Annotated in this window: 31 protein-coding genes; 10 read left to right on the plus strand and 21 right to left on the minus strand. The window is 45.2% G+C overall.

Going from position 1 to position 25,507, the window contains the following annotated elements:
- Positions 1 to 9: 9 nt before the first annotated feature.
- Genes vopB through sctW form a run of 11 tightly spaced genes read right to left on the minus strand, consistent with a single transcriptional unit; the run spans position 10 to position 8,657 of the window.
- On the minus strand, positions 10 to 1,209 hold the full coding sequence (gene vopB, locus R7M72_RS17200; protein WP_005377260.1) for a type III secretion system translocon subunit VopB: 1,200 nt from the start codon (positions 1,207 to 1,209) through the stop codon (positions 10 to 12).
- A 7-nt stretch (positions 1,210 to 1,216) separates the two neighbouring features.
- Positions 1,217 to 1,702, minus strand: a complete 486-nt coding sequence (gene vcrH, locus R7M72_RS17205) for a SycD/LcrH family type III secretion system chaperone VcrH (protein WP_005377258.1) — start codon at positions 1,700 to 1,702, stop codon at positions 1,217 to 1,219.
- Between the two features lie 12 nt (positions 1,703 to 1,714).
- Positions 1,715 to 3,538: a virulence-associated V antigen gene (locus tag R7M72_RS17210; RefSeq protein ID WP_318056271.1), complete on the minus strand. Its 1,824-nt coding sequence runs from the start codon at positions 3,536 to 3,538 to the stop codon at positions 1,715 to 1,717.
- 10 nt (positions 3,539 to 3,548) lie between these two features.
- Positions 3,549 to 3,833 carry an LcrG family type III secretion system chaperone gene (locus R7M72_RS17215; RefSeq protein ID WP_005395092.1) on the minus strand — a complete coding sequence of 95 codons (285 nt, stop codon included), beginning with the start codon at positions 3,831 to 3,833 and terminating at the stop codon, positions 3,549 to 3,551.
- A gap of 60 nt (positions 3,834 to 3,893) precedes the next feature.
- On the minus strand, positions 3,894 to 4,307 hold the full coding sequence (locus R7M72_RS17220; protein WP_053304394.1) for an LcrR family type III secretion system chaperone: 414 nt from the start codon (positions 4,305 to 4,307) through the stop codon (positions 3,894 to 3,896).
- A complete protein-coding gene (vcrD, locus tag R7M72_RS17225; protein WP_318056272.1) occupies positions 4,307 to 6,433 on the minus strand; it encodes a SctV family type III secretion system export apparatus subunit VcrD in 2,127 nt (708 codons plus the stop codon). Before vcrD ends, R7M72_RS17220 begins: the two co-directional genes overlap by 1 nt.
- Positions 6,417 to 6,758 (minus strand): type III secretion system chaperone VscY, encoded by a 342-nt coding sequence (gene vscY, locus R7M72_RS17230; protein WP_005377248.1) that lies wholly within the window; start codon positions 6,756 to 6,758, stop codon positions 6,417 to 6,419. Before vscY ends, vcrD begins: the two co-directional genes overlap by 17 nt.
- Before the next feature lie 5 nt (positions 6,759 to 6,763).
- Positions 6,764 to 7,141, minus strand: coding sequence for a type III secretion system protein VscX (vscX, locus tag R7M72_RS17235; RefSeq protein ID WP_171346039.1), 378 nt, complete (start codon positions 7,139 to 7,141; stop codon positions 6,764 to 6,766).
- Entirely contained in the window at positions 7,138 to 7,512 is a 375-nt protein-coding gene (gene sycN, locus R7M72_RS17240; RefSeq protein ID WP_137282051.1) for a type III secretion chaperone SycN, read from the minus strand. Before sycN ends, vscX begins: the two co-directional genes overlap by 4 nt.
- The gene (locus R7M72_RS17245) at positions 7,499 to 7,783 is read right to left on the minus strand and encodes a TyeA family type III secretion system gatekeeper subunit (protein ID WP_017821330.1); all 285 of its coding nucleotides are present in this window, start codon (positions 7,781 to 7,783) and stop codon (positions 7,499 to 7,501) included. The genes sycN and R7M72_RS17245 overlap by 14 nt, the downstream gene beginning before the upstream one ends.
- Complete coding sequence (gene sctW, locus R7M72_RS17250; protein ID WP_005388156.1) at positions 7,764 to 8,657, minus strand: type III secretion system gatekeeper subunit SctW; 894 nt, start codon at positions 8,655 to 8,657, stop codon at positions 7,764 to 7,766. The genes R7M72_RS17245 and sctW overlap by 20 nt, the downstream gene beginning before the upstream one ends.
- 185 nt (positions 8,658 to 8,842) lie before the next feature.
- Between sctW and vscN the strand changes: the two genes are divergently transcribed.
- The 10 genes from vscN to R7M72_RS17300 all read left to right on the plus strand — a co-directional run bounded on the left by vscN (position 8,843) and on the right by R7M72_RS17300 (position 17,399).
- Entirely contained in the window at positions 8,843 to 10,165 is a 1,323-nt protein-coding gene (gene vscN, locus R7M72_RS17255) for a SctN family type III secretion system ATPase VscN (protein ID WP_054575030.1), read from the plus strand.
- Positions 10,162 to 10,623 (plus strand): type III secretion protein, encoded by a 462-nt coding sequence (locus R7M72_RS17260; RefSeq protein ID WP_042523778.1) that lies wholly within the window; start codon positions 10,162 to 10,164, stop codon positions 10,621 to 10,623. Before vscN ends, R7M72_RS17260 begins: the two co-directional genes overlap by 4 nt.
- A 9-nt stretch (positions 10,624 to 10,632) precedes the next feature.
- On the plus strand, positions 10,633 to 11,838 hold the full coding sequence (locus R7M72_RS17265; RefSeq protein ID WP_033906162.1) for a type III secretion system needle length determinant: 1,206 nt from the start codon (positions 10,633 to 10,635) through the stop codon (positions 11,836 to 11,838).
- Positions 11,835 to 12,803 carry a SctQ family type III secretion system cytoplasmic ring protein VscQ gene (vscQ, locus tag R7M72_RS17270; RefSeq protein ID WP_318056273.1) on the plus strand — a complete coding sequence of 323 codons (969 nt, stop codon included), beginning with the start codon at positions 11,835 to 11,837 and terminating at the stop codon, positions 12,801 to 12,803. Before R7M72_RS17265 ends, vscQ begins: the two co-directional genes overlap by 4 nt.
- Complete coding sequence (gene vscR / locus R7M72_RS17275) at positions 12,800 to 13,450, plus strand: SctR family type III secretion system export apparatus subunit VscR (protein ID WP_005377232.1); 651 nt, start codon at positions 12,800 to 12,802, stop codon at positions 13,448 to 13,450. The genes vscQ and vscR overlap by 4 nt, the downstream gene beginning before the upstream one ends.
- A 13-nt stretch (positions 13,451 to 13,463) precedes the next feature.
- Positions 13,464 to 13,730 carry a SctS family type III secretion system export apparatus subunit VscS gene (vscS, locus tag R7M72_RS17280; protein ID WP_005377227.1) on the plus strand — a complete coding sequence of 89 codons (267 nt, stop codon included), beginning with the start codon at positions 13,464 to 13,466 and terminating at the stop codon, positions 13,728 to 13,730.
- A complete protein-coding gene (gene sctT, locus R7M72_RS17285) occupies positions 13,727 to 14,512 on the plus strand; it encodes a type III secretion system export apparatus subunit SctT (protein ID WP_033906165.1) in 786 nt (261 codons plus the stop codon). The genes vscS and sctT overlap by 4 nt, the downstream gene beginning before the upstream one ends.
- A gap of 15 nt (positions 14,513 to 14,527) precedes the next feature.
- On the plus strand, positions 14,528 to 15,577 hold the full coding sequence (gene vscU, locus R7M72_RS17290; RefSeq protein WP_005387129.1) for a SctU family type III secretion system export apparatus subunit VscU: 1,050 nt from the start codon (positions 14,528 to 14,530) through the stop codon (positions 15,575 to 15,577).
- 102 nt (positions 15,578 to 15,679) lie between these two features.
- On the plus strand, positions 15,680 to 16,390 hold the full coding sequence (locus R7M72_RS17295) for a helix-turn-helix domain-containing protein (protein WP_213916115.1): 711 nt from the start codon (positions 15,680 to 15,682) through the stop codon (positions 16,388 to 16,390).
- A gap of 106 nt (positions 16,391 to 16,496) precedes the next feature.
- Positions 16,497 to 17,399: a DMT family transporter gene (locus R7M72_RS17300; RefSeq protein ID WP_411913720.1), complete on the plus strand. Its 903-nt coding sequence runs from the start codon at positions 16,497 to 16,499 to the stop codon at positions 17,397 to 17,399.
- An 89-nt stretch (positions 17,400 to 17,488) separates the two neighbouring features.
- On the opposite strand, the gene R7M72_RS17305 is transcribed toward R7M72_RS17300, so the two are convergent.
- The 10 genes from R7M72_RS17305 to sctI all read right to left on the minus strand — a co-directional run bounded on the left by R7M72_RS17305 (position 17,489) and on the right by sctI (position 25,505).
- Entirely contained in the window at positions 17,489 to 18,967 is a 1,479-nt protein-coding gene (locus R7M72_RS17305; RefSeq protein ID WP_213894456.1) for a CesT family type III secretion system chaperone, read from the minus strand.
- A gap of 9 nt (positions 18,968 to 18,976) precedes the next feature.
- Complete coding sequence (locus R7M72_RS17310) at positions 18,977 to 19,435, minus strand: CesT family type III secretion system chaperone (RefSeq protein ID WP_005387141.1); 459 nt, start codon at positions 19,433 to 19,435, stop codon at positions 18,977 to 18,979.
- A 230-nt stretch (positions 19,436 to 19,665) separates the two neighbouring features.
- Positions 19,666 to 20,643, minus strand: coding sequence for a type III secretion system effector VopR (vopR, locus tag R7M72_RS17315; RefSeq protein ID WP_017821338.1), 978 nt, complete (start codon positions 20,641 to 20,643; stop codon positions 19,666 to 19,668).
- A 10-nt stretch (positions 20,644 to 20,653) separates the two neighbouring features.
- Positions 20,654 to 21,100 carry a type III secretion system chaperone gene (locus R7M72_RS17320; RefSeq protein ID WP_033906168.1) on the minus strand — a complete coding sequence of 149 codons (447 nt, stop codon included), beginning with the start codon at positions 21,098 to 21,100 and terminating at the stop codon, positions 20,654 to 20,656.
- Between the two features lie 255 nt (positions 21,101 to 21,355).
- Positions 21,356 to 22,519, minus strand: coding sequence for a VopS family T3SS effector adenosine monophosphate-protein transferase (locus R7M72_RS17325; RefSeq protein WP_025768118.1), 1,164 nt, complete (start codon positions 22,517 to 22,519; stop codon positions 21,356 to 21,358).
- Between the two features lie 3 nt (positions 22,520 to 22,522).
- Positions 22,523 to 22,954, minus strand: coding sequence for a type III secretion system chaperone (locus R7M72_RS17330; protein ID WP_315956369.1), 432 nt, complete (start codon positions 22,952 to 22,954; stop codon positions 22,523 to 22,525).
- A 185-nt stretch (positions 22,955 to 23,139) separates the two neighbouring features.
- Positions 23,140 to 23,778 carry an HrpE/YscL family type III secretion apparatus protein gene (locus tag R7M72_RS17335; protein WP_053307008.1) on the minus strand — a complete coding sequence of 213 codons (639 nt, stop codon included), beginning with the start codon at positions 23,776 to 23,778 and terminating at the stop codon, positions 23,140 to 23,142.
- Positions 23,757 to 24,422, minus strand: a complete 666-nt coding sequence (gene vscK, locus R7M72_RS17340; RefSeq protein WP_258481098.1) for a SctK family type III secretion system sorting platform protein VscK — start codon at positions 24,420 to 24,422, stop codon at positions 23,757 to 23,759. The genes R7M72_RS17335 and vscK overlap by 22 nt, the downstream gene beginning before the upstream one ends.
- On the minus strand, positions 24,415 to 25,161 hold the full coding sequence (gene sctJ / locus R7M72_RS17345) for a type III secretion system inner membrane ring lipoprotein SctJ (RefSeq protein ID WP_086012989.1): 747 nt from the start codon (positions 25,159 to 25,161) through the stop codon (positions 24,415 to 24,417). The genes vscK and sctJ overlap by 8 nt, the downstream gene beginning before the upstream one ends.
- The gene (sctI, locus tag R7M72_RS17350; protein ID WP_005387149.1) at positions 25,161 to 25,505 is read right to left on the minus strand and encodes a type III secretion system inner rod subunit SctI; all 345 of its coding nucleotides are present in this window, start codon (positions 25,503 to 25,505) and stop codon (positions 25,161 to 25,163) included. Before sctI ends, sctJ begins: the two co-directional genes overlap by 1 nt.
- Positions 25,506 to 25,507: the final 2 nt, after the last annotated feature.

The raw sequence follows: 25,507 nt of genomic DNA on the forward strand, positions 1-25,507 counted from the left end.
ATAAACTCCTTATACCGTTGCAGGACGGCTTAACACCGTTTGCATAGTTTCACTTTTCGCTTGAATCATTTGCATGATGAGGCTCATCAGCTCTTGGAAGTCTTCCATCAACTTACCAATCTCTTCTTTGAGCTTATCAATGACAGCCTGGCTTAACGTCATTTTGGCTCGAAGGTCTGTGATATCAGCCTGAATCTCTGTCACGTGAGCATTGTTAGCAGCGTGGACACTGTCCGTTGCGCCTTTACCCACGTTGACGGCGAGATCAACGGTTTCTGCGCCATAACGAATCGCTTTCGCTGTTGTTGTCGCAGCTTTTGTGCCCATATCTGCCACTTTCGCCATGTTTGCAGCGGCTTTCGTAGCGATTTCCGTGACCTTTTGAGCTACCTTACCAGCACCTTTCGCTGCAAGTTTCGCGATACCGCCAGCTGCTGCACCACCAAACGTCACAACAGCTCCGATAACCGCGACGGCGATTTCTAATGCCATTACGACTTTGTTTAACACATCGACATTTACGCCCGCTTCTTTTAGCGCATCTTGAACGGCTGGCTCTTGCAACGCCATGCTCACTGCTCCCATGACGCCACCAGCGATCATAAGTGCACCGGCTGCTGCACCAACACCCGTTGCCACCATTACGGCACCAACAACAATAGAAACCACCGCACTGATCCAACCAAAGATCTTCGCTGCTAAGCCTGATTTTTGGGCTTCTTTTGCAGCGGCTTCCGATTCTTTGATTTTGTCTTGGTTTTCCACCATCTCTTTTTCGTGCTTAGCTTTTGCGACCTTCACTTCCTGAATTTTCAGCTCGTTTTGAGCACTTTTCAGTTTATCCGTGATAGCAGCAAGCTCTACTTCAAAATCATCAGCAGATCCTGCGATGATTTTGACGGCAATCGAACCTGTTTGGTCTGCAACTGCATGGAGAGATTTTGCAATGGTATCGACGATCTTTTGCAGCTGTGCCATGGCTTTTAGCGTCAAATCATTCACTTTGTCACTAACAGCTGCGTTAGGTGCATCTAACTGAACTTTTACTTTTCCGGTGTTCAGTACATCTGCATCTTTACTCTTCACGTTTTCTACCGTCACAGAAGGCGTCGCTGTAGACGCCGTTTTCTGCACGTTATCTAACGTGGCTTGGCCAGATTCAGGGCTATAAACCTGTGTCTGGATGCGGTCAAGTGCAATAGAACTCATAGTCTAATTACTCCTTTTTATTTCTCACCGCTTCTAACATGATGCCTGCACGCTCATGCAAATCTGCATATTGTGATTTTCCGGCAGACATCTCCTTCGCGCTGTAAAACCCACTCTCTGCTTCTGTCAGTTGTTCCAGTTTAAGGTGACATTCAGCAGAGTGAAAAGGTGGGCGTGGATCATTTACGTCCACTAGCGCTGCGTAGCTGTAGGCGTCTATTGCCTGCAGATACTCACCCAACTCCTGACGAGCCGCGCCAAGGCCAATGAAAAATCGCGCCTGATAATGATCAAGCATGCTGAGTAATTGAAATACTTTCGCTGCTTGCTCAATCTTTCCCGATTGGAAAAAGTTGTAACCTACGGCATAAATATGTTCGATGGTGTCCTGAGACACATCGTGCAACATTTTTAGCGTGCCTCCCTCTTCCAGAAAAGACAGCAGCTCTTCTGCTTGCATTTGGGATGGATCGGTCGCGTTTGTTTTAGTCATGGTTGGTTATCCTTAAATGGCTCGTAGGATTTCTTGTAAAATACTGTGGTACTTCTGAACAAACTTGTTCATCGCTTCAACGGTCGAGTTGTATTGAGAACTGGTGTCGTTCAGCTCAGTGGTTTTGATTTGCACTTCATCGTTAAGCAACTTGGATTTAGCACTGACAGAACTAGAAAAATTAGACAGTTTTTTCGACTTCTCTTCGTCTTGGTACGACGCACCATCACCGATAGTAATACCTTGTGTTTGAAGGAAGTCTCGATGGTTTGTTATCTTATTATCCGTCAAATACTTGTACTCAGGTGAAGCTTCAAAATCCGTTTGATTACTGTAGTTAAAGTCACTCGCTTTGAAGTTACTTTCTGGATATCCCGGTTTATAAACCCCATCAACACTTTGCGTAGAGTGAATTTTTGATTGCACAACACCAAAAACTTTAAGCTGTATTGTGAGATCCTCTAATGCCTCTTTCTGGTCATTACGTTTCTCTAAACGGTTAACACGACGCTCATTTAGTGCAAGCAGCACTTGCTCATCAAAACGGTCTCCAATGCTGGACTCAACAACGGCCAACAAATCACGAGCCGTTAGAGAGTGCTCTGCTCTCACCTCGCGATCCGCTTTCTCTTTATCGGTGATATTGAGTAGACGCTCTTTCAATGCCCCTAAGTTCTTGCGCAATGCCTCGTATCGCTCAGTAAATGAAGCCCCGGTAGATTCACCTTTTACTATTTTTTCAAACTGTAATCGGATATCTCGTTCGGTGTTTTCTTTGATCAAATTAACTTGAGCTGCCGTTATTTGTGTCTTTTGGACATCGGCTATCGCTCTGTCCTGGTAAAAGTCGTCGATTTCTATATTTGTTAAACTCACCGCGAAGTTGGCGAACAGACTAGAAAGGGTCAAAGGCTCAGTTCCACCAATGACAGTATTAAGTGCTGCTTTTAGATTGTTCGTTCCACTCGCCTCACCATAAGCTGCGCTATATTGGCCTTTCACTTGAGCGGCCATTTCATCTAACGCTTCTTTAAGCTGCTGTTTAGAAATACCAGGAGTCCAGGTAATTCTGTTAGCTAGCGCACTTGCGTCATCGGTGCTTAAAGTAATACCGATGCCTTGAAAACTACTTTTTAATTGAGCTGAGACTTGAAGAGCGAAACTCTCATTAGTCAACAGAAAATCCGAGCTCTTCAGTTGCGCGAGATTAACGGAACCTAAGCTACTAAAGGCATTGCGAAGAAAAGAAATAGAAGCATCTCTCACTTCACGGGAGCCCATTTGATTAGCAAGCTCTGCAACAAAAAGAGAAATTTCTTTGGTGGCATTAGCCAGACCTGTCTCGGAGAGGTTGGCGATCTGCTCCGCTTGGTTACTCTGAGTCCCCAAATTGAATTGACTAACAAACTCAGTAGATAACGAGCTATCTACGTTTTCCGTCAGTAACTTACTAAACCAAGCCTGAAACTGATTTGATAGCGTTTGGTTTGTTTGAGCATTAAACTCGGCTGCGGTTAATTCGCCATCTGAGTTAGCACTTTGTAGCGACTTTATCCAAACAGATGCGGTGTCGGTCAATGATATACCAGCAAACGCGTTATTTTTCGCTTTTAGGTTTTCAAGCGTATCAACATAAAGCGCGATGCTTTGTGATTCCGTTTGTCCCGAGATAGTTGGCAATGAAGAGATTAGAGAGGCAAGTTGCTGAGTCTCTGCTTCACCCAGTACAGGGGTAAATGCCTCTATCAAGTTTTGTTGGAAAGTGGGTAATGGTGCACTACTCGCAGCTGTGTCTGTTGCTCCTGTCGTAGAGCCAGTCGTTTTCATATTCGTCATTTCCAAACCTCTAAATCATCATGCCGCGCATCACTGTGGGACGCTTTCTGCGTTTACCTGACGTACCTTGTAGCTGATTTTGTTGTTGCCGGCGGCGCTGGACTTCGTCTATTAGCTCTTGCTCTGCACGTTTCATGGTATCTACTGGTGCTTTTATGCCGCCAAGTAAAACATCACCCGCAACAGGACCAACACCTAAGCCTTCCAATAGCTCGTTAAAAATATCGGTTCTGTCTTCAGCTTTTCTAATGGCAAGCTCAGCGTTCTCAATCGCATCGGTAAACGGTTGCTTCATCTTGATTCCTATCTTAAAGCGGGTCATCTCATCGGTGCTGTCAGTAACAGTCGTGAGTTTTTACTTTTTCAACTTTTTCAAAGGTCTATAATCTGCTAGGCGTAAACAGTACCAGTCGTCTAGCTCATCATGGCTTGCACCGCATGCTTTTAGATAGAATTGTGCCAATCGCTGGCTGCTCATGTTGCTACCACGTAACACATCGACGTTGCCGCGAATGACCCAATCGGAGGGATAAAGTTGAATGGCATGTTCAGCCAAGAGAAATAAGCCGGCAAAGGGGTTACTCAACCCCAATTTTGGACGAACGCGTTTCAGAAGAACGATGATGATTTCACCGTCCTCCACCCGAAAAACGAGCTCTAAGCCTTCAACTTCAATTCGATAACCAAGTTGAATTTCACTTTGTTGCCAAAAGTATGGCGTCACTTCGATCCCCGCTTGCGCCAGCGAGAGTATTAGTTTTGTTTTCATTACATCCCCACCCTTCCAAGTGGCTGAATATTGATTTGCTGGGTTAGTTCTTGAAATGACAAAACGGGCAGATCGTAGTATTCCGATTCAATAAGCTTTCGCACATATCGGCGTACATCCATAGACACAACTAGCACAGGTTTATTCGGCATGCGGCTTAAGTCACCAATGGTCTGTTTCACATCACTGACAAATTGTTGCGTTACTGACGGGTCTAACGCCAAGTAACTCCCTGCTGAGGTTTGACGAATACCGCTGCGTATTGTGTCTTCGAGACTTTGATCCAATAAGTAAGCGGGCAACATGTTTTGTCCGCTCGCGTATTTGTAGCAAATGTAACGTTTTAAGCTGGAACGAATGTACTCCGTCAGCTGTACAACATCTTTCTCTTTTTGGCCCCACTCAACCATCGCTTCCAAGATCACGCGAAGGTTTCGGATAGAAATGTCTTCAGAAACCAAGCGTTGCAAGATTTCCGTCATTTTTTGCAACGGAACAATACGCTGGGCCTCTTTGACTAGCTCCGAATAACTGCCTTCCATCTGCTCCAACAGATAACGCGTCTCCTGAATACCAATAAAGTCTTGTGCGTACTCCTTGAGAACATGAGACAAGTGGTACGTTAAAATCCTGTCGGGTGTGAGAAAACCGACATGACTGGCTACGAGTTTTTGCTCATAACTCTGTGCCACCCAAATGCTAGAAATACCGGGTAGAAAATCTTCATCTTGCTCATAAGGCACGCCTAATAAGTCGATCTGCTCATTCCCTTCTGTCACCAAGAGTTGGTCTTTTACAATTCGTCCTCGTGCAACCGGAACTTCTTGTAACTGAATTAAATATTCGCCATTTTGCATCCCCTCGTTAAAACGCAGGTGGATACCCGGGAAAGGCACGCCGAGGTCGAGATATAGTGCGCGCCTCACCCTTGCTAGCTCTTCATTTAATGCGACCGCTTCCAAGCTTTCCTGAAGGCTCGCGTCAAGATCAATCAACAGCGGGACCGTCATGGCGAACTCTTCTTGCTCACCTAACTTACCTTTACTGTTTCTAGAAGGCGTAGGTTTGCTTGGCTTCGCTGCTGGCGAACCGGCCCCTTGCGAAACAAAGCTTGATAAGTCGGTGCTATCTGATTCCGCTTGTTTTTTCTGTTGATAGAAAAGGAAGAAACCACCACCACCAACCACGGCGGCCAAGACCAGAAAAGTGATTTTTGGAAACCCAGGGATGAGTGCGAACAGCACCAAAAGCACACCACCAATAAGAAGTGCTCGTGGCTGAGCAATCACCTGCCCACCAATATCCGATCCAAGATCAGAAGAGTCTTCATGAGAAACACGCGTCACGATAATACCGGCGGTAATCGCGATAAAGAGTGCCGGGATCTGCGATACCAAACCATCACCAACGGTCAAAATCGCAAACAATTCAAGTGCTTCAGAAGCACTCATGCCTTTTTGCGTTACCCCGATCGTGACGCCACCTAAGATGTTGACCACAATGATGACCAGACCCGCAATGGAGTCGCCTTTAACGAACTTCATCGCGCCATCCATCGAGCCATACATTTGGCTTTCTTTTTCAATCAGTGATCGTCGGTGCCTAGCTTCGTGTACGTCAATTACTCCGGCACGCATGTCACCGTCAATACTCATCTGCTTACCAGGCATCGCATCGAGTGAGAAGCGCGCACTAACTTCTGCTACCCTTTCTGAGCCTTTGGTGATCACCATAAACTGAACAATGGTAATGATCAGAAACACAACGATACCGACCACTAAGTTACCGCCCACAACGAAGTTACCGAATGTATAAACGATTTGACCAGCATCGCCTTGTAGCAAGATCAAGCGGGTTGTCGTGATAGATAAAGACAGACGAAACAATGTCGTGATCAATAGCACCGCAGGAAATGCAGAGAACTCAAGTGGCGTGGTGATGTAAATAGCTAACATAAGCAGCACCACCGCAATGCTCATGTTGGTGCCAATCAGTACATCCACCATTGCGGTAGGAAGTGGCAATATCATCATAAAGACGATCGCGAGTAACATCACCGCAAGCATGATGTCTTTGCGTTGCCCTACTTTGTTTAGAATATCGATCAACTTATTCATGTGATTCACTATTTAAAGATTGCAGATAGCGTCGGTGCGCTTGGCGTGCCCCATCGACGTCATTTTGTTTCCAACGCGCTTGGCTTAAACAAAACCAGAGTCCTGCCGAGTCAGGATGAAGGTCGGATTTTAATAAGTGCTCACACACCTCAATCGCCCGGGTATATCGACCACTTTGTAAACACGCCACAGCAAGTGTTTGCATCGCCTCTTTGTGCTGCGGTTCTATTTCTAGAACCGCATCGAGAATAGAAATGGCATGCTCTGGCTTTTGGTATTGAACTTGTAGCGCAGCGTGAACAAGTAAGAGTTCAATGTCTTTGGATCTCAACATGTTGGTTAGACCTGGATAAGGAGATTGAGCGCCATAGTGAGGTAACGCTGATCAAGTTGTGTACTTTGTAGCGTTTCAGATGCTTTGATAAAAGAAGCGGAGCCTGGATCCTGTGCAAGAACTTGCAGCTGAGCTAACGTTTCATCAAATTGTTGACGGTATTTTTCTGGACGCAACAACTCTGAGTGCAGCAGCTTGGGCTTAGTTAACGCGATGAGATATTGGTCTGAAGGCCGGAGGTCATAGAGCTTCTCTAAATGTGTAGCGACCGCCTGACCATCAGGAAGCAATTGAAATCGCTCTGGGAAATCGGCCTTAACTTCACTATGAGTAACATGCGTAAAGGCTTCGATGCCTACGTTTAAAGTGCTGACTCGAGTCATGAGCCTGCCACATCGTTATGTAGACGAGCCAAAAGCGTAAACGCTTGCTCTAAGGTCGGAAGTGTTACTTCTTCTCCATTTAGCCTTGCTGAAAAAACCAGAGTTTGTTCATCTAACAAGCCGGTTTTAATTTCGAAAGGCCAGCCTTGATCGGCATGACACAAACACAGTGCACTTTGAATCATGTCACTGGTTTGATGCCAAGATAACGCTCGAGACAACATCAAGAATAACTGCTCACCCTGTCGCTCAATATGCAGCGTACCACTTTGCTCAAAATCCAGCTGCACCCGTCCAGCTGATGAGAAATCGACGGCATCGAGCCCCATTCCTCGGCAAAATTCATCGACGGATGCATCAATCCAACTCATCTTCCCACGCTTCCTCTTCTTCTATATCAATGGCTTCGTCTAGCGCCTTTTGTACCGCTTGGATTAAATTCTGTCGTTGTTCTTCATCGGCGAATACGTCAATTGGGATTGCGCGAACTAACTTATGGAACTCTCGAAAAAAATCGATTGTTTGTTCTACAGCCTTCAATTCCATTGCGTTGGCGACTTTCCATATCTCATCACTGCTTACCCATCGCTGCTCTACCAACGCAATCACATCAGCCATCAAATTAGAAACTTGATAAGCCATAATTCGTCCTTTCCGGTTTAAACATTTGGAACAGCTGATTCACACGATCTTGCAACGTATTTAGAGTTTTGAGTTTTTGCATATCGGACATCAACCACTGCAACTTAACCGAATCGATACTGCTACCTTGAACACTAAGATCTGCACTCATGCCTTGCAGCATAAAGTCAACAGCAGTCGATACCTCCTGCTCACCAAAGCGCGCCACTACATCTTGATAAGCCGCGCCGAGCCCTTGATAACTATGAACGGTATCGCGGTAGAAGCCGCGCAGCTGATGCAAAGAGCTAAACTCTTGCTCTTGGCTGTATTCATCAGCAAAATTTGAGACACGGATTTCCGTATCAATTTGAGACCATGTATCTGGGTTTTGCTCGATTCTTAGAAGTGCTTGGTCAATCAGCGCTAGTAGGTGTTTACTTTCTGGACTCGCACTCAAAAACTTTTTAACGGCTTTTAGCGCGAGGTATTGATGGCTTTTCTCCTCGGAAAACCCATTCAAGTAGGCTTGTAATTGCGCGATGGTCGAGATATTTCCTCCCGCCATTTTTGTAGCCAAATCTTTGATCTTTTGATTCTTTTCAAGATCAGGGACTTTTCTTAAATAGTCCGAAACGAGTTCATGTGCTTCATTAACTCGAACACCACTGTCTTTCACTTTGCGCTTGGTCAGATCTTTCTCTGCTTTTTCGGAACCGAGTGAAGTGAGTTCTTCCATCGCATCAAAAAGTGATTGTGTGGCATTGTGAACACGGACGGTTTCACCGCGATAATTGCCTTTTTGTGAAACGTCGGGGCGAGACGATTCCAGCCCGTTTTGGATAGACGCATCAAACTTTGGATTTGTTGCGATATGATTGTTGATAATACTCATTCACTTGCACTCCTTCCGCACAATACAGGCGAATTATAGGAAGTGCGCTTTGTTGAAGCTGTCAAAATCAGACGTGTTTTTTTAGTGCGCTTTCAGTTTTCTAAAAACTCCCGACTGATATTCACTATAAATTGATTCTTATACTTTCTATTCTCTCAGCATCAATCATTGCGCATATTTTTACCTTGAACGATTTCTCATACATCACTGATATCCAACAATCTGCGATTAAACACACGCGTTTGATCCAAATTCGCGGGCGCGTTACACAAGTCACCGGCACCATTATCAAAGCTGTCGTCCCTGGCGTTCGTGTAGGTGAACTGTGTGAGTTGCGTAATCCCGATCAAACTCTGTCTTTATTAGCGGAAGTGGTTGGCTTCCAGCAGCATCACGCTTTGCTCACTCCGTTAGGAAATATGTTTGGGATTTCCTCAAATACAGAAGTAAGCCCAATGGGTAAAATGCACGAAGTGGGTGTTGGCGACCACCTGTTAGGTACAACGCTTGACGGGCTTGGACGTCCTTTCGATGGTACGCAAAGTCAGGAACCAAGCGCTTGGTATCCTGTTTATCGCGATGCGCCACCACCAATGCAACGTAAACTGATTGAAAAGCCAATCTCTCTTGGCGTTCGATCCATTGATGGGCTACTGACCTGTGGTGAAGGTCAGCGCATGGGTATTTTTGCAGCGGCTGGTGGGGGTAAAAGTACCCTACTGGCAAAACTGATTCGCTCCGCAGAAGTTGACGTGACCGTTCTCGCTTTGATTGGTGAACGCGGACGCGAAGTACGCGAGTTTATTGAGCATGACCTAGGCGAAGAAGGAATGGCCAAATCGGTTTTAGTGGTCGCTACCTCTGATCGCCCAGCAATGGAGCGCGCCAAAGCCGCTTTTGTTGCCACTTCTATCGCAGAATATTTTCGTGACCAAGGTAAACGCGTGCTACTGCTGATGGATTCTGTAACGCGTTTCGCCCGCGCACAGAGGGAGATTGGACTAGCCGCAGGCGAGCCACCAACACGACGTGGCTATCCGCCTTCCGTTTTTGCCGCTTTGCCAAAGCTGATGGAACGAGCTGGACAATCAGACAAAGGATCAATTACAGCACTGTACACCGTGTTGGTGGAAGGTGACGACATGACGGAGCCTGTCGCGGATGAAACTCGCTCAATTCTAGACGGGCACATCATTCTCTCGCGTAAACTTGCGGCAATGAACCATTATCCCGCCATTGATGTACTTCGGTCAGCAAGCCGAGTGATGAATCAAATCGTTGAATCCGATCATCAGGCGTCTGCTGCTCATATTCGCGAAATGTTAGCTAAGTATGAAGAAGTTGAACTGCTAATCAAAATTGGTGAATACCAACATGGCGCAGATAGCCGAGCGGATATGGCCATTGCACAAAGTGATGATATACGCGCCTTTTTACGCCAAGGCACTCATGAACCAAGCGATCTTGATGGCGCTATCGCTCAACTTAAAGGGATGGCGAAACAATGATAGAACGCTTATTAGAAATCAAAAAAATTCGCGCTGAACGTGCGGATAAAGCCGTCAAGCGTCAAGAATACCGAGTGTCAAACGCCGCAGCACAGGTTCAAAAGGCCGAACGTTCTGTCGCGGACTATCACGTTTGGCGCCAGGAAGAAGAAGAGCGACGTTTTGCTAAAGCAAAACAACAAACACTCGTTCTCAAAGAGCTAGAAACATTAAGACAAGAAATCGCGTTGTTAAGAGAGAGAGAAGCCGAACTTAAACAACGTGTGGCCGAGTCAAAAAAAGCGCTTGAAATCGAACGCTCGGCACTTAAAGAAAAGCAAAAAGAGGCGCGACAAGCCCATAAAACCAAAGAAAAATTCGTTCAGTTGCAGCAACAAGAAGTCGCGGAAAAATCGCGAGAAAGGCAATACCAAGAAGAACTCGAACAGGAAGAGTTTCGCACTGTCGACATTATCTAAAGGTTCACTATGCGCATTACCCCAACAACTGAAACATCGAATACGCTGCACAAATCAACGCCGGAACAAGCGCCTCTCGAGAAGGAGGCCGAGCTTCAATCACAATTCGAGCATGCAATGACGAAGAAGCCTAGCAAGGGAAAGGAGTCTATCGTTGGGAATCCCCAAAAAAATCATACTGGCGAAGAAGACATACCGCTAAGGCATAAGACATCTCAAGGTCTAGATAAGAAACTTAACCTATCGAACCAAGAAGCCAACGCTGACAAAAACATCTCCACTTTAAAAGGTCAAAGTGACGTCGTCAGTAAGAGAGATATAGAGAAATCGCAAGACGACGCAGCAAATAGCGAAGAAATAATTAGCAAAAACAATAAATTGCTTAAACATGATGGAAAAAGCGATGGCGACACAGTTCTAAGCTCCCCTTCTACCGAGCGTGTTGATCCTCACTTTCAAGCTCATTTGAAAGATGATAAACCGACGCCGATGGATAAACATACCTCGCCGGAGTATCTCTCTACGCTTGAATCTGGCTTGCTCCCCCAAAATGCGACAGCGACAGAGCTCGCTCAAGATGGGATTAACATTGTTGGCTTAACGAAAAGGCAAACTGAAAAAACGCACAATAAGCGTGCAACTCCGCCGCTACAGAATACAGGCAAACGATCAGACCAAACTGGTGGCCTGCCTGAAACCAAGCCTCTTGAAAAAATCGTGACGAAAAGCGCACTAGTCGCCGTTAAAACGGATGAAGAAAAAGTGCCTTCTCAACCCCTTGCAAGTGCGGTAACACAAGGCGATGTCATCCTAAAAAGTGTTGCTTCGCAGGCTCAACCAAGCCCAACGCGAGACGTAAACCAATTACTCCAGCAATTGGTGGATAAAATCTATGTTGCTCTGCCAACCGCATCGGACAACAAAGAGGTTCGGCTGTTTCTAAGTGAAGGACAATTAAAAGGTGGCGAAATCCACATCAAGTTGGACGCTCAAGGGTATAGCGTGACGATTCGACAAGAGCATGCCCTTTCCATTATTAGCCAGCAAGCTAGACAAGATCTTGCTGAACGGCTAAACCGATTCGGTGGTGAGCAGCCACTTCGCTTAGCGATCAGCGAACAAACTCAACAGCTCGATCAACAACAACATGAACAACAACACTCACGCCAACAACGCAGCGTGTATGAAGAATGGCAAGCGGAGAATGACCTATGACACCGTTAATAATACCCAAAGTGGATGCAGAAAGTATCGCGCTCAGCAATCAACTTTGTGCAAAACAGTGCCACTTCCAAGGGACTGATGGTCAGAGCGTATCGATTACTGTTGCTCAAATCCCTTCATTTGAAGGGTTCCGTTTAACCACGTTGATTGGAGGGCAAACCCTACAAGTAGACTTTTCTCGTGCGCAGCTCCAACATTGGCTGAAATCGACCTTAAATGCTACTGCGTTTGAGTCCCTGCCTAACTCCCTCCAGTTAGCACTTTTGAGCTCACAGATAGAACCGCATAGTGAGGCAATCAAAGCGCTATTTGGTCAGTTACCCATTCTTAGTCAACTACAGCCGTTAGAGGCGAGCCAGGCCCAAGAGCATACTTTAACGTTAACCCTCAATAAGCCTAACGGCTCTCTTTGTTTGTGGGTTAGCGAAGGATCAGACGTGTTGTTGGATGCGCTACCAAACAGCGCGGCTCTACAAGCTCGACACCTCGCTTTACCTGTGTGGTTAAGTCTTGGAAGGACCCATTTGACGTTAAGCGAATTTAATTCGCTCGAGCTGGGAGATGTCATCTTTTTTGACGATGGTTACATCGCCAAGCAACAAGCCATTTTTCAAGTATCTAACCAGAATCTCTGGCGCTGCCAGCTAGATGACCAAACTCTTCACATTATTGAAAAAGAAACCAATATGAATGACGTAAACACTTCAGAAATGTTAACCGACCACCAGCAACTGCCTGTGGAACTCACGTTTGATATCGGCCATCAAACCATCACGCTAGAGCAGCTTAACCAGCTTCAGCCAGGGTACGTATTCGAGCTAAACCAGCCTGTATCTAAGCCGGTAACATTGCGTGCCAACGGCAAAATCATTGGTGAGTGTGAACTTGTTAATGTTAACGAACATTTAGGTGTGCGCGTACTGGAGCTGTTCGGTGGCACGCAGGAGCCAGCATGATCCAGTTACCCGACGAGCTCAATCTCATTGTCAGCTTAGCACTGCTGGCACTGATCCCATTTATCGCCATGATGGCGACGTCGTTTGTGAAACTCGCCGTTGTATTCTCACTGCTGCGTAACGCTCTCGGTGTACAGCAAATTCCGCCGAATATGGCGCTTTACGGATTGGCTATCATTCTGTCAATTTTCATCATGGCTCCCGTCGGGTTTGAAACCTACGACTACGTAAAGCAGCATGATATCTCCCTTGAAGATTCTGCAAGTGTAGAAGGCCTCATTGAAAGCGGTTTACAGCCTTATCGAGAATTTTTGAAAAAGCATATTCGGGAAACCGAAGCCATATTCTTCACTGATGCTGCACGCACATTGTGGCCACAGAAGTACGTAGACCGTTTAGAGTCGGACAGCTTATTGCTCTTACTGCCCGCATTTACCGTCAGCGAGCTTACTCGCGCTTTTGAAATTGGCTTTCTGTTGTACTTACCGTTCATCGCTATTGACCTAATTGTGTCGAATATCCTACTCGCGATGGGGATGATGATGGTATCGCCAATGACGATTTCCCTCCCCTTCAAATTGTTGCTTTTTGTCTTGCTTGACGGCTGGACAAAGCTCACCCACGGCTTAGTGTTGAGTTACGGTTAATCACGGAGAAAGTATGCATTCTGCTGAAATCATTCATTTCACGACTCAAGCATTAACCCTAGTGTTGTACTTGTCATTACCGCCGATTTTAGTCGCAGCATTGGTTGGTACATTGGTGTCGCTTATTCAGGCGTTAACTCAGGTCCAAGAACAAACGTTAGGCTTTGTGGTCAAGCTTATCGCGGTCATTATTACGCTGTTCGTCACAACGCAATGGCTAGGGGCAGAGCTCCACGCCTTCGCCTCGCTTGCTATGGATAAAATTCCTCAAATACGATGAGTTATCACGACTTACACCAGGCTTTATTTTTGTACAGCCTGACGTTACCTAGGTTAATGGCATGCTTCATCTTTTTGCCTATTTTGAGCAAGCAAATGTTAGGCGGCACCATGGTGAGAAATGGTGTGCTTTGCTCACTCGCACTGTTTATATTTCCGATGATTAATCAGCAAAGCTTGCCCGCAGAAACCGACGGCATTTGGCTGATAATGATTTTGGGTAAGGAGGTATTAATTGGGCTATTGATAGGGTTTGTTGCTGCTATCCCCTTTTGGGCGATAGAAGCGGCCGGTTTTCTGGTCGACAACCAACGTGGGGCTGCCATGGCAAGTATGTTTAACCCAACGCTAGGCTCACAATCCACACCAACAGCGGTATTACTGACCCAAACGTTGATTACCCTGTTCTTCTCTGGCGGGGGCTTTGTCACTTTTATCTATGCGTTATTCAAAAGCTATACATCTTGGCCGATCGTGGACTTTTTCCCAACCGTTAACGACGCATGGGTGAGTTTCTTCTACGCGCAATTTGAACAGCTTATGTGGCTTGGTGTGTTGATGTCCGCTCCACTAGTGTTGGCAATGTTTCTTGCTGAGTTTGGTCTGGCGCTTATCAGTCGTTTTGCACCGCAATTGAATGTTTTTTTCCTTGCCATGCCAATAAAAAGTGCCATCGCGAGTGTTTTACTGATCGTGTATCTCGGAATAATGATGGATCACTTTGAAGTACAGTTTTACGGCATTACCCGATTCGCAGAACAACTCAATACCATTTGGCAATAACGCTTAGGATTCTTTATGAGTGCAGAAAAAACAGAGCAACCCACCGCAAAAAAGTTACGCGATGCTCGACAGAAAGGTCAGGTTGCCAAAAGCCAAGAAATCGTATCGTCTGCATTAATTTTGGCGCTCATAATTGTACTGTTTGCGTTCGCCGATTATTACATGTCGCACATCTCAGCGCTTATTCTCCTACCAAGTAAGCTTGCTTATCAGGGTTTCCAAGATGCGCTAGTCGATGTCGCTATCGCCATCGCAAAAGAAATTGCCTATCTACTCGCTCCGATTATTCTGGTTGCTGCACTCGTCGCCATCTTTTCCAATATGGGGCAGTTCGGATTCCTATTTAGTGGTGAATCCGTTAAACCCGACATCAAAAAGATCAATCCCGTCGAAGGGGCCAAACGCATTTTTTCCCTTAAGAGTGTGATTGAGTTTATCAAGTCGATCCTTAAAGTCTCTCTTCTTTCCTGCATTATCTGGGTGACATTACGCGGTAACATCAACGCTTTAATGCAAATTCCAACTTGTGGGCTAGAATGTGTCCCGACCATTACTGGCGTCATGATTAAACAATTAATGATTATCTCTTCGGTAGGCTTCATCGTCATCGCTGCAGCAGATTTTGCGTACCAGAAGTTTGATCACACGAAAAAGCTCAAAATGAGCAAGGACGAAGTGAAGCGCGAATACAAAGAGATGGAAGGCAGTCCAGAAATAAAAAGCAAACGTCGTCAGTTGCACCAAGAGCTACAAGCCTCCAATCAACGCGAAAACGTTAAACGTTCTAATGTATTAGTTACAAACCCAACACATATCGCGGTTGGCCTTTATTACAAGAAAGGCGAAACGCCCCTGCCCGTCATCACTTTGATGGAAACCGATGCGGTAGCCAAACGTATGGTCGCAATCGCTAAAGAGGAAGGCGTGCCTGTGATGCAAAAAGTCCCTCTTGCTCGTGCACTATACGCCGACGGTAACGTCGACCAGTACATCCCAAGCGATCTTATTGAGGCAACTGCGGAAGTGCTTCGTTGGTTGGCTTCGTTAGAGTCCGAGGCGGACTAACAAACCACATCCCATTCAAGATCTGGGCTTACAACTGCCCAGCTTTCAACCTCGATACTTTCAACGCTATAATGCGGTATCCTTTAACTGTATGTTGTTTTTATGAAATCTAGCTTAAGCATTCGCTCCTACACGAAACGTATGAGCCGACATACTCATAGTGATTATCATCAACTGGTGCTTCCTCTCCAGGGCAACATACATATTGATATGGATAGTTATGTCGGAAAGGTGGCGGTTGGCGACTGCATAGTCATCCCCAAAAGTTGTGCTCACGGGTTTAATGCCGAAGAGTCATCACGCTTTATTGTTGCGGATATGACCACTTTGCCCACTCATTTGATGGATAATAGTGTGGCTGTGTTTTCGATTAGCCCGCCTCTACTGAGCTTTATCCAGTTTGTCGAAAAGCAACTTGAGTATCAGGTTAATGATGAAATTGAAAACTCAATGGTTGAAACCTTCTATCTGTTGCTGGAGCAGCAAAAGCGGTCTCGCTCCGTAGATTCGCGTATTCGAGATGTACAGGTTGTGATCGCCGAGCAGCTTGATCAGCCACTCACCATTGCCTCATTAGCGAATGCCGCTTGCTTGAGTCCGACGCAGTTTAAAAAGCTTTTTAAAGAGCAGCTAAAAGTGAGCGTTCATAAATACATTACATTACAACGTATGGAAAAAGCCAAAGCACTACTGACTCATACAGACCTTCCAGTTCAGTTGATAGCTGAACGAGTTGGCTATAGTGACCTTTCCGCGTTTAGTCGACGGTTTTCAATGCATTTTGGCATGTCTCCTAGAGAGTTTTCCCGGTAGTCACTAAAATAGTCCTCTGGAACAAGTATTCCGTCTTTTCAGCACAAAAATCTCTATCGCTTTCTTTTATTCTTTCTACCCTAAAACAGCCATTCACTAGGTAGATATTACAGTGTTAAAAAAACATTTCACCGACTATCAATTAGGAACTTTATCCATACTTTTTGCTTCAACCCTGTGGGGAACGACGGGCACCGCTGCCAGCTTGGCACCGGATGTCAGTGCTCTCGCCATTGGCGCATTTTCTATGGGTATTGGTGGGTTTATGCAAGCATGTATGTCTGCGAAGTCACTGAAGAGAGATTTTCGAAAAGTCGTACATAAGAAGAAAACGTTACTGGTTAGTATTATCGCCTTAGCCACCTACCCACTGGCTTTTTATTCATCAATGCGATTCGCCGGTGTGGCTATTGGTACGGTTATTTCTATCTCCACTGCACCTTTCTTTTCTGCTTTGTTAGAGTGTCTCTTTAGCCGAAATCAGACCATAACCAAGCACTGGATGATGAGTTTCGCAATCGGGGTCACTGGTATTACCTTGTTGTTGGCTTCTGAGTCATCCGCAAATAGCTTATTTGATCATGATATGAAGCATTGGGGTGTATTACTTGGCCTATTGGCAGGTTTGACGTACGCCATTTACTCATGGGGAGTAAAGGCTATGATTGACCACGGCATTGAATCGCAAACGGCCATGGGAAGTGTTTTTGGTATTGGTGGAGTTTTGCTTCTACCAACACTTTTTATCACGGGTGATAATCTATTTGCATCGTCAACTAATACGACGGTCATGCTCTACATGGCCTTGATTCCAATGGGGTTAGGTTACGTCGCTTTTGGGTTTGGGTTACGATTTGTTACAGCCAGTGGAGCTAGCATACTCACGCTATTTGAACCTGTTATCGCAGCAGCACTAGCAGTTGCGATTGTTGGGGAAGAAATTTCTTTCATTGGTTGGGTTGGTATAACGTTGACACTTGTGTGTTTGTTTCTTCAGTCGAAAAGTTAAATTCAACCGATATTAGCCAGCCCCAAAAAGGAACGCTGACGGTAGATAAAGTAAGGAGCAGCACCTACTCCCTACTTTACCATTTGAAATTACACCCAGCCTTCTGCCAAGTACATCAATCGCAATTGACTTGGTGAGCCTAATTTTTCTAGCGCATCTAACTGGACGTCACTCAGGTTTGGGCATTTATCAAGATAAACTCGTCCGTTTGCTGCATCTAGGGGGAGCTTGTAGGTGAGCTTTTCGTTGATTTTACTTGCTTCCCCTTTATCAATCGCTCGAACAGCTGGCATGAGCCAATCCCAATCTTCTCCTAACAGTTTTTTAAACGCCCCGTTAGCAATAGACTCGGTTTTACTTGGTGCATCCTCTGGGCTTAGCTTCAAGATAGAATCTACGTCAGGAACCAAGTGCTCACTTGGCTCTGAACCCAACATCTTTTTCAGTGTTAATCGAGCGGCTTCCATCTCTTGTGCTTCTTTAGGCGCTTGAGGAGAAGTCATTGCAGTATCCTCCTTAGGGCCAAGGTACGCCATTAATGCGCGGACAGAAGCCGGATCTTGCATACTGAAGGTAAAGTCTCCTTTTGCATTGGAAACTTCAAGTCTAGGTAAAACACCAGACATTTCGCCTTGCATAAGTTGCTCTTTTACTTCCGTATTTAACCCGTATGCCCCAGCTTGGTTCGCCACAAAGCCACCGCCGCTCATGATAGCAGTCGTTGCCGCAGAACCGATGGCCTCTTTTGCTATCGGTGTGACGCCCACCGTTGCTACAGAGCTAACACCGAACGTGCCCAGGCTCCCCGTCGCCATACCTAACGTAGCTCCAATGCCACCTTCAGCCGACAGTATCGCATGACCTTGAGCCAAGGTTTGCTGCATCGGCATAGAAAGACGTTGATCTCGCCCTGGCAGCTGTGAAATTTGTTCTAACTGATGATGGTAAGCCTCAGCATCACCATTTACGGCCGCTTTGTGCAACTCTCGACCTGTAGAAATCAATAAGCCAACGCCAGGTAATGCCAAGTTAATAACGGCGTTCACACCAGAACCTTTTAGCTTTTCTTTGCCCATCTGTAACAGTTCAGCAGCGAAGCCATCCATTTTTCCTGGATACTGGGCTTCTAAACTCACCTGCATACGCGGATCTTTGCTGATCGAATCAAACGTATTTTTAAGCTGCTGGTACGTATCGCTGCTCACTTTTATTTCATCCAATAGGCTGACAACTTCTAAGATTTTACGCTCAGTAAGTGGCTCACCGCGATAGCCTGAAGGACTCACTAGGGAGTAAGCCAACAGCGCAACCTCAGGTTTTTCTTGCTTAAGTAGCGCCTGCTTTAAATCAAGGTGAGTTTTGATGTTTTCTTGGAAAAACTTAGTGTATTTGCTTCTCAATACGCCTTCGTGAATAGAAGCAAACTTATGACCTTTGTGGAATGTGGAAGGTTCTTTTACTTCACCTCTTTTACTGATCACTCGATCATCTTTTTGCGCAGCAACTGCACGAAACTGTTCTAGATCAGGTACTGGGCTTTGGCTGATTTTTTGTGTTGTATTAACCATTTTTCTCTCCTACACACGAAGTGATTGAACATGAGCTTGTTCATGATTAGAGGTGGTTGGAATCGCTTGATCCAACATTGCGAAACGCGCTTGCCACAGCTCGGCCTGTTCAATAACTTCGTGAAACCAAGCGGTAAGGTTCGTCGTATTTAGATGCTCAACGGGTTTACGTCCTGCTAAGACAAGCTGTCGACCGTTTGGAGCCAAAGCAAGTGCGAGGCTGCCACTACCTATTCCTTGATAGTTAGCATGAGCAAGAAGCTCTAAACCTTTTAGTCGTTGTTCACCGGATTTTTCTAACCCTCCGAACGTTACAGACAACATCAAATCATCCGTATCTGTCGCGATGAAATACAACATGTAGCGATCATCGACCAGTAGCTGACAACGTTCATTTTCTTCAAAATTCAGTTCGGGCAACTCATTGAGTTGGCAAAACTCCAAGAGCAGTTGTTGAATCGTGTTCATAACTTTTTCCTTTTGTTTCAATAACTCTATTGAACAACGATTGCAGATTGAACGATGTCGGTAATGGCTTTATTTTTGTCACTTTTTCGCCTGCATTGTGAGGTTTTCCGCAGAAATCTCGCTCTAAAAACGAGTTTCCAGAGTAATAAAAAAGAGCAGCTCAGGGCTGCTCTTTCAATAAAGGTTAGATGCTTAGCATGGTGTATTTGCTCACTTCTTTTGCAGATTGACTAACCCAGTTTATGGCTATCAAAAATGACTTCTGTTGGCGGGAACATATTCGAAACAGGTGGTCGTTGTGCATCTCCAAACATTGGTGCACCGAATGCAGATGTCGCCCACGGGTCAACAATTTTCACATCCTTACTCCACGTTGATGGATCTTTTATGTCGCTCCCCTCTTGTCGACCAACCAGTACATAAAGGTGTGTACCTGAATGACCCTTTTTAAACGCAACCACTTCTACTTTGGGTTCACTTTCAGGTGTTCCTGACATGCCTTGAATCATCTCAGCGGCGGCAGCAAAGGCAAATGTAGTACAGCAGCCGGCTTTCGCGGTTTGTACTGCCTTAGCAATGTTCTGTAGAGTGCTTAATTGCGGTGCGGTTCCTCTTTGTGCTGCAGCTTGAACTCCGTTTGCGGACATCGTCGCTCTGTGATCTTGCATGATTCGCGCTTGATCCGCGTGAAGCTCTTTTAGTCGTGGCTTTCCTTTTGTTTCATAAAACTGTGACCCCTTAACACCGAACGTATTTAAGTCCGTACAGGCAAAATCACCAAGCTTTTGAAGGTTGGCTTTATGTTCGTTGATAAGCGCGACACTCGATGAGGCTTTATTGGTTTTGGAAGAAGAGGCTGCCGTTTGTGCAGTGGGCCAATTTGAGCTAGGACCAGACGACAATCTCTCAAGATTTTTCAGGCTCCCAAGCGTTAACTTGTTTTCACCGTTCAACACATTTTTCAGCATGAGCTTCGCAACATCTTTAGGAATACCCTGCTTAGTAAGCAGGTTCACTACAATATCTTTCGCTTTATTCTGGTGGCTAATACGCGCGCTGATACTTTTATTTTTTGGTGCGCCCTCTTTAACAAAAATATCTTTACCGTTGTGTGCTCGAACCTCTTTGTCGTCAGCTTGATTTTGTGTCGCCAAATGTGACGTTAACTGACTCAACGAGTGCATTTGCGATGTATTAATATTGACCATGTGTGATGCCTTAAACTTGAATAAATGCGTGTACGTCTGTTTGGCTAAAATCTACAACCGTGTTGTTTTGAAATAACTGTCCCCAAGTATCAACTAATTCGTTCAACTGAATGATTAAGTTAGCAATGTTGGTGAGTTCACTTCCAGCCGCGATAGCAACTTGAAGAACAACGTCTTTGCGTGTTGGATTCACACAAAACTGCACACCACCTGTTTCTCGATACAAAAAGTTGTATTCAAGTAAAACTTGAAGTTTATCTAGCGTAATATCATCTTGTTCTATAAGCAGGTTTTTGGAAATCAATAACTCGCCTTTTTCCTCTACGAGCAGAACATCGACACTGTTGTTTTCAGCAAAATGCAGTGACCACATTTGATCGTCATACGCTGTCACGCGCTCAAGGTTCAGCACTTCTCCTAGCTCAGAGAGAAGCATATTAATCTTTCCTGTATCCATGTTGTGTCCTGTCTAATTTATTATAACTAAGTGACATCGATATATTTGTTTCAGCGAAGCCACTTGGGTATAACGGCTCATTTAAATAAGCGAATAAGGATAAAAGAGATTTTATGGCGAGATAGAAACCGACACTTTATTTCAACGTCTCATTTTTATTGCTATTAGCCGTTTTATTGAGAAGAAAAATTAAGGTTAAGCTGGAAAATAAAAGAGCGGCAATCGCCGCTCCAAAAATTAAATAGAAGTAGAAAATCACTTAATACCGTGAAGGCTATTTTCTGCATCCATAGCTAAAGGATTGAACGAGTCGTTACGAAGTTCTGCTATCGCGTATAGCATGCGCCCCATGCGACCATTTCCATCGGTAAAGCCATGGTACCCGATAACTCCGGCGAACAAATGTTTACCTAAGTCTTTATCTTCTACAGGGTTCTCTTTCAAAAAGCCTTCAATGTGCTGCTTTAACATGCCCTCACCGCCAATACTTGACGGCAAAGTGCCACCCGAAATATTTGGCCCTCGGTAATCACGCTCAACATTAGGCACCAATCGAGCGTGTAGCTCTTTTAGGTTTTCCATATTCAATAAATCTTTACCATTAGACGCGTATTCTTTCAGTAAAGACGTAATATTTTCGGCATCGTTTCCTTTAGAGTTAGAAGCATTAATGATCCACGCCGCAGCTCTTTCAACATTATTGGTTACGCCACTTTTGTTAAACGCATCCTCCGCCAGTCCTTCAGCGTATACACCTTGGCTTAGATCAGTGCTTGCTAGACCTTCGATATGACGTTGCGCCGATTTAAGATGCATCACCTCCATATCAAACACCGCTTGCATTTGATTAATGCTACCTGCCGGGTTTTTCTGCGCTGCAGATACACCACCGCCGTAGTCTTTTACTACACGTCCAGCAAGCGACTTCGCTGCACTTTCGCCAATCAGTGATGTGAGGTTTTTACCAGAATCGGTTTCTAACATTGCCTCTGTCATCGCTCGCTCTGCTAACTGGTTTAGCTCAGCAGAGTTCGACTGAACTGATTTACTGTCTAACTTCGCAAAGGCATTTAAGACATCTGATGCGGTTTTTATGCTTCCATCTTTGAAGAACATTTGTCCATGCTCAACAGAAGAAGCAGCTTGTAAACGCTGAGCTTGTCCTTGCTCATTATCAAATACGGCTTTTGTAAGGGCTTTCGCTACCGATTGTGGGCTACCTTCGCGAAACAGTTTTCCTGTCGCTTCAAAAAATCGCGCTACTGCACCATTCGTAGGATTGGCGCGAGTAAATTCTTGGGTCGCTGCGTTGATTTGGTATTCTTTGCCACCAATACTCAGCTTACCTTCGTTAAGTATCTCGTTACGAGCTTGCGGCATGGCGGCCTGCAACGCGCTAACACTTCCAAAACTGATCATGTTTTAAACCCTTAATGTGGAAAAATGAGTGGTATTCCTTTCCGGTACTTCGGTTGTTTTATTGGTTACTTCTTGTGTATTCGCACTTTTTAACCACTCGATGAAATTCGCAAATGACTCATCGAAAAAAGATGCAGTTAGCAGTTGCTGAGGCAGGTGTATGAAACCGATATATCCGGTCTCTTCCTCCCAGCATACCGCGGGAGAGCCTTGCGTTAAGGCATCTTTCATATGTTGATGCAAAATATCAGCACTCGGTTTATTACCTGAAATCAGCCCGATAAGCGTCACACGATCTTCTTGTGCACGAATTGTGATTGCTGTGTTTTGCTCAACGAGTAGATGGCAACAATCATCCTCATCAAAAACCAACGGCTCCAATTGGCAGCGGCTGGCAAAATCTGTCAGTAAAGAAGTTATAAATCCATTAGCCATTCGACTAAATAATCCTATTTTTGTTGTTTTAGAGGCGCTGCTTGGTTGCAACACTTATCAACTAAGCAGCTTTCTTAGGTGTATTCTTAAGGATTTATGGCAGTGAATATTTTAGAAATGGTCGGATTTTTTTTGTTTAAAGGCATTAAAATGAAAAAACTCAGCAAGTGCTGAGTTTTTGAGGTTTATTCATGAATCGTAATTTTACGCTCGCTGAGCTGCTTCACCATGGCTTGCTTTAATGCATGCAGCTGTCCATCAATACTGGCGTCGATGATCCCAACTTCTGTTTCCAAAATGCAGCCTCCATTTTTCAAGCGCGCATCTGCTACCACGTCAACGTAACCGACTTCAGGGAAATCACTTAATACTCCAGCCACCTTTTCTCTCACCTCAACAACCTGCTCTGGGTGGACATGTAAAATGACCTGCTTTTGGTTGCTCACCAGTTGCAACGCTTCTCGAACTACACTCACCGTGGTATCGACATCATCGAAGGTATCGATGATCTTGCGTACTGCTTCTAACACCACATCTGTCATTTTTTCTTCGACTTGCTGATAGTAGTCATTACAACGTGCTAAGGTTTCAACCATCGTTTGCGCATTTTCAATCTTGGCTTGTGCAAGGCCATCTTGATAACCACGTTGTTTTTCGGTTTCGTAGGCTTGCTGGGCATTAGCAATGATGCTCTCAGCTTTGGAGTTCGCGGCTTCAACTAAGTGTTGCGAATCCAGATAACTGGCATAATCTTTCGCTTTCAGCACCTTTAAGCCAGGTGCCAGCTGCAAATTGTCTGTTTTTATTTCAACAAATGAAACCATTGAGGAATAACCTGTTTTGCGATTTTTTTTGTGAGTCGATACGCCAGATCTCGTTGATCCGCTTCCAACCAGTTAGCTGTTTCCGCGTTTTCGCTAAGTTGCTTTTCCAATTTGAATTGCCAACGAAGAACAACATCTTCTGGTGAGTTAATCAAAATAAACCTCATCCAAAAATATCCTAGCGCCCTCATGCTTGCTTCAACAGACCTTTCATCCAGTAGTTCTGGTAACGCACGCTGCCAGCCTTGCGGCCAACTGGATAACAGCATCGGCCCGTTTTGAATTAAGAACCGAGCGCCTTCCAAACCAAAAACGTTGTTCAAAACCTGTTTCGGATGTTTTAAAACAACGCTTCGCATCGCAACGCAATGCAAAGCTCCACCCACCATCAATACGAGTCGATTCAACGCGTCTGTCGGGAGCAATGCCAAACTATGACAAGGTCTGTTAAAAGCCGTCTCTGGAACGGGAGATAGCGCCCACTCATTGATACACCACTGGTTGAACATGGGGTTATCTCTCCAGCCTTCGATATTTAGTAACCAAGGCTGCTTTTGCTCTATCCAACTTCTATGGATGTACTGGCAAGGCGCATAGTTAAACTGGTGTTGTACCTGCGCGAGTGGTGTTTCTGGTTTAACCACGCTTCGTGTTCCTACGACACCATGTAAAAGTAGCGATATTCGAGCCGATGAGTGCCGCTACCAAGAACACCAAAATGGCGATAAGATTATTCGCCGTCTCTTTGGTGACCTGAACCGACAAAATGCTTTTAAATTGATTGTTTTGAGTAGCAACTCGAACCTCTGATGAGGGTACCATCACTACGCTGATTCGATCGTAGTTCAACCCCTCAATACTGTTGTTCACTAATAATTTGATCTGCGGAACATATGAATCAAGCGCAATATCTGCCGCGTGTTTAATAAATACGGAGGCAGAAGCTGGAGTTGGGCGCTCTCCTGGACGCAGATCTTGATCTTCCAAAACAACATGAACACGTGCCACCAGCACGCCATCAATCTGAGATAAGGTTGACGAGAGCTCTTGAGATTTCGCGTACACCAAACGTGCTCGTTCTGCTAATGGTGACGAGATCAAATCGTCTTTGGGAAACACCTCTTTCAGTGTAGAAAACTGCTCTCTTGGATAACCTTTTCGCTTTAGCGCATCTACCGCGAAGGCGATTTGAGAACTGTCTACCATTAACTTGACGGTGTTGTCTTTGTCAGGTTCTTTTGTTGCAACGACACCTTCGGATAGTAAGATCGACAACATCTCATTACCCTCTTTCTGAGTAACGTTGGTGTATAGCTCGGTCTGACAACCTACCAGAAACAACGTGAGCATGATGAAAACTGCTCTCATTTTATTCATCATCACTATTGTGCCTTCAATAAGGTTTCTACGTTTTGTGTGGTTTTACCCACGGTTTTCGCGATCAGCTCTTCTTGAAAAGTAATGCGTGTCAGCGCCCACTGCATTTGCAGTAATTGCGCCGGATCATCACCCACCATCTTCATGTTGTCTTGCAGGTTACTTTTCGCGTTATCGATAGTGTTTTTCAACTCGCTGATGTTTTCTAGCAAACCTCCCTCCAGGCCATTACTTGCCTCGGGAACCGACATGGCTTGCTCAAAACGTTCGCTTAAACCGTCTTCGACTTGCGCATCCTGTAACTTATCAATGTTGGTTTGCATCACCTCGGTGTACTGCGTGTTTATCATAT

Origin of the sequence: Vibrio sp. YT-18 (genome assembly GCF_033337345.1) — a bacterium.
Lineage (GTDB): Bacteria > Pseudomonadota > Gammaproteobacteria > Enterobacterales > Vibrionaceae > Vibrio > Vibrio alginolyticus.

Bases quoted from the DNA above. Each gene is read 5' to 3' on its own strand.
- vopB (WP_005377260.1), bottom strand. From the start codon at position 1,209: ATGAGTTCTATTGCACTTGACCGCATCCAGACACAGGTTTATAGCCCT.
- vcrH (WP_005377258.1), bottom strand. From the start codon at position 1,702: ATGACTAAAACAAACGCGACCGATCCATCCCAAATGCAAGCAGAAGAG.
- R7M72_RS17210 (WP_318056271.1), bottom strand. From the start codon at position 3,538: ATGACGAATATGAAAACGACTGGCTCTACGACAGGAGCAACAGACACA.
- R7M72_RS17215 (WP_005395092.1), bottom strand. From the start codon at position 3,833: ATGAAGCAACCGTTTACCGATGCGATTGAGAACGCTGAGCTTGCCATT.
- R7M72_RS17220 (WP_053304394.1), bottom strand. From the start codon at position 4,307: ATGAAAACAAAACTAATACTCTCGCTGGCGCAAGCGGGGATCGAAGTG.
- vscY (WP_005377248.1), bottom strand. From the start codon at position 6,758: ATGTTGAGATCCAAAGACATTGAACTCTTACTTGTTCACGCTGCGCTA.
- vscX (WP_171346039.1), bottom strand. From the start codon at position 7,141: ATGACTCGAGTCAGCACTTTAAACGTAGGCATCGAAGCCTTTACGCAT.
- sycN (WP_137282051.1), bottom strand. From the start codon at position 7,512: ATGAGTTGGATTGATGCATCCGTCGATGAATTTTGCCGAGGAATGGGG.
- R7M72_RS17245 (WP_017821330.1), bottom strand. From the start codon at position 7,783: ATGGCTTATCAAGTTTCTAATTTGATGGCTGATGTGATTGCGTTGGTA.
- sctW (WP_005388156.1), bottom strand. From the start codon at position 8,657: ATGAGTATTATCAACAATCATATCGCAACAAATCCAAAGTTTGATGCG.
- R7M72_RS17260 (WP_042523778.1), top strand. From the start codon at position 10,162: ATGATAGAACGCTTATTAGAAATCAAAAAAATTCGCGCTGAACGTGCG.
- R7M72_RS17265 (WP_033906162.1), top strand. From the start codon at position 10,633: ATGCGCATTACCCCAACAACTGAAACATCGAATACGCTGCACAAATCA.
- vscQ (WP_318056273.1), top strand. From the start codon at position 11,835: ATGACACCGTTAATAATACCCAAAGTGGATGCAGAAAGTATCGCGCTC.
- vscR (WP_005377232.1), top strand. From the start codon at position 12,800: ATGATCCAGTTACCCGACGAGCTCAATCTCATTGTCAGCTTAGCACTG.
- vscS (WP_005377227.1), top strand. From the start codon at position 13,464: ATGCATTCTGCTGAAATCATTCATTTCACGACTCAAGCATTAACCCTA.
- sctT (WP_033906165.1), top strand. From the start codon at position 13,727: ATGAGTTATCACGACTTACACCAGGCTTTATTTTTGTACAGCCTGACG.
- vscU (WP_005387129.1), top strand. From the start codon at position 14,528: ATGAGTGCAGAAAAAACAGAGCAACCCACCGCAAAAAAGTTACGCGAT.
- R7M72_RS17295 (WP_213916115.1), top strand. From the start codon at position 15,680: ATGAAATCTAGCTTAAGCATTCGCTCCTACACGAAACGTATGAGCCGA.
- R7M72_RS17305 (WP_213894456.1), bottom strand. From the start codon at position 18,967: ATGGTTAATACAACACAAAAAATCAGCCAAAGCCCAGTACCTGATCTA.
- R7M72_RS17310 (WP_005387141.1), bottom strand. From the start codon at position 19,435: ATGAACACGATTCAACAACTGCTCTTGGAGTTTTGCCAACTCAATGAG.
- vopR (WP_017821338.1), bottom strand. From the start codon at position 20,643: ATGGTCAATATTAATACATCGCAAATGCACTCGTTGAGTCAGTTAACG.
- R7M72_RS17320 (WP_033906168.1), bottom strand. From the start codon at position 21,100: ATGGATACAGGAAAGATTAATATGCTTCTCTCTGAGCTAGGAGAAGTG.
- R7M72_RS17325 (WP_025768118.1), bottom strand. From the start codon at position 22,519: ATGATCAGTTTTGGAAGTGTTAGCGCGTTGCAGGCCGCCATGCCGCAA.
- R7M72_RS17330 (WP_315956369.1), bottom strand. From the start codon at position 22,954: ATGGCTAATGGATTTATAACTTCTTTACTGACAGATTTTGCCAGCCGC.
- R7M72_RS17335 (WP_053307008.1), bottom strand. From the start codon at position 23,778: ATGGTTTCATTTGTTGAAATAAAAACAGACAATTTGCAGCTGGCACCT.
- sctI (WP_005387149.1), bottom strand. From the start codon at position 25,505: ATGATAAACACGCAGTACACCGAGGTGATGCAAACCAACATTGATAAG.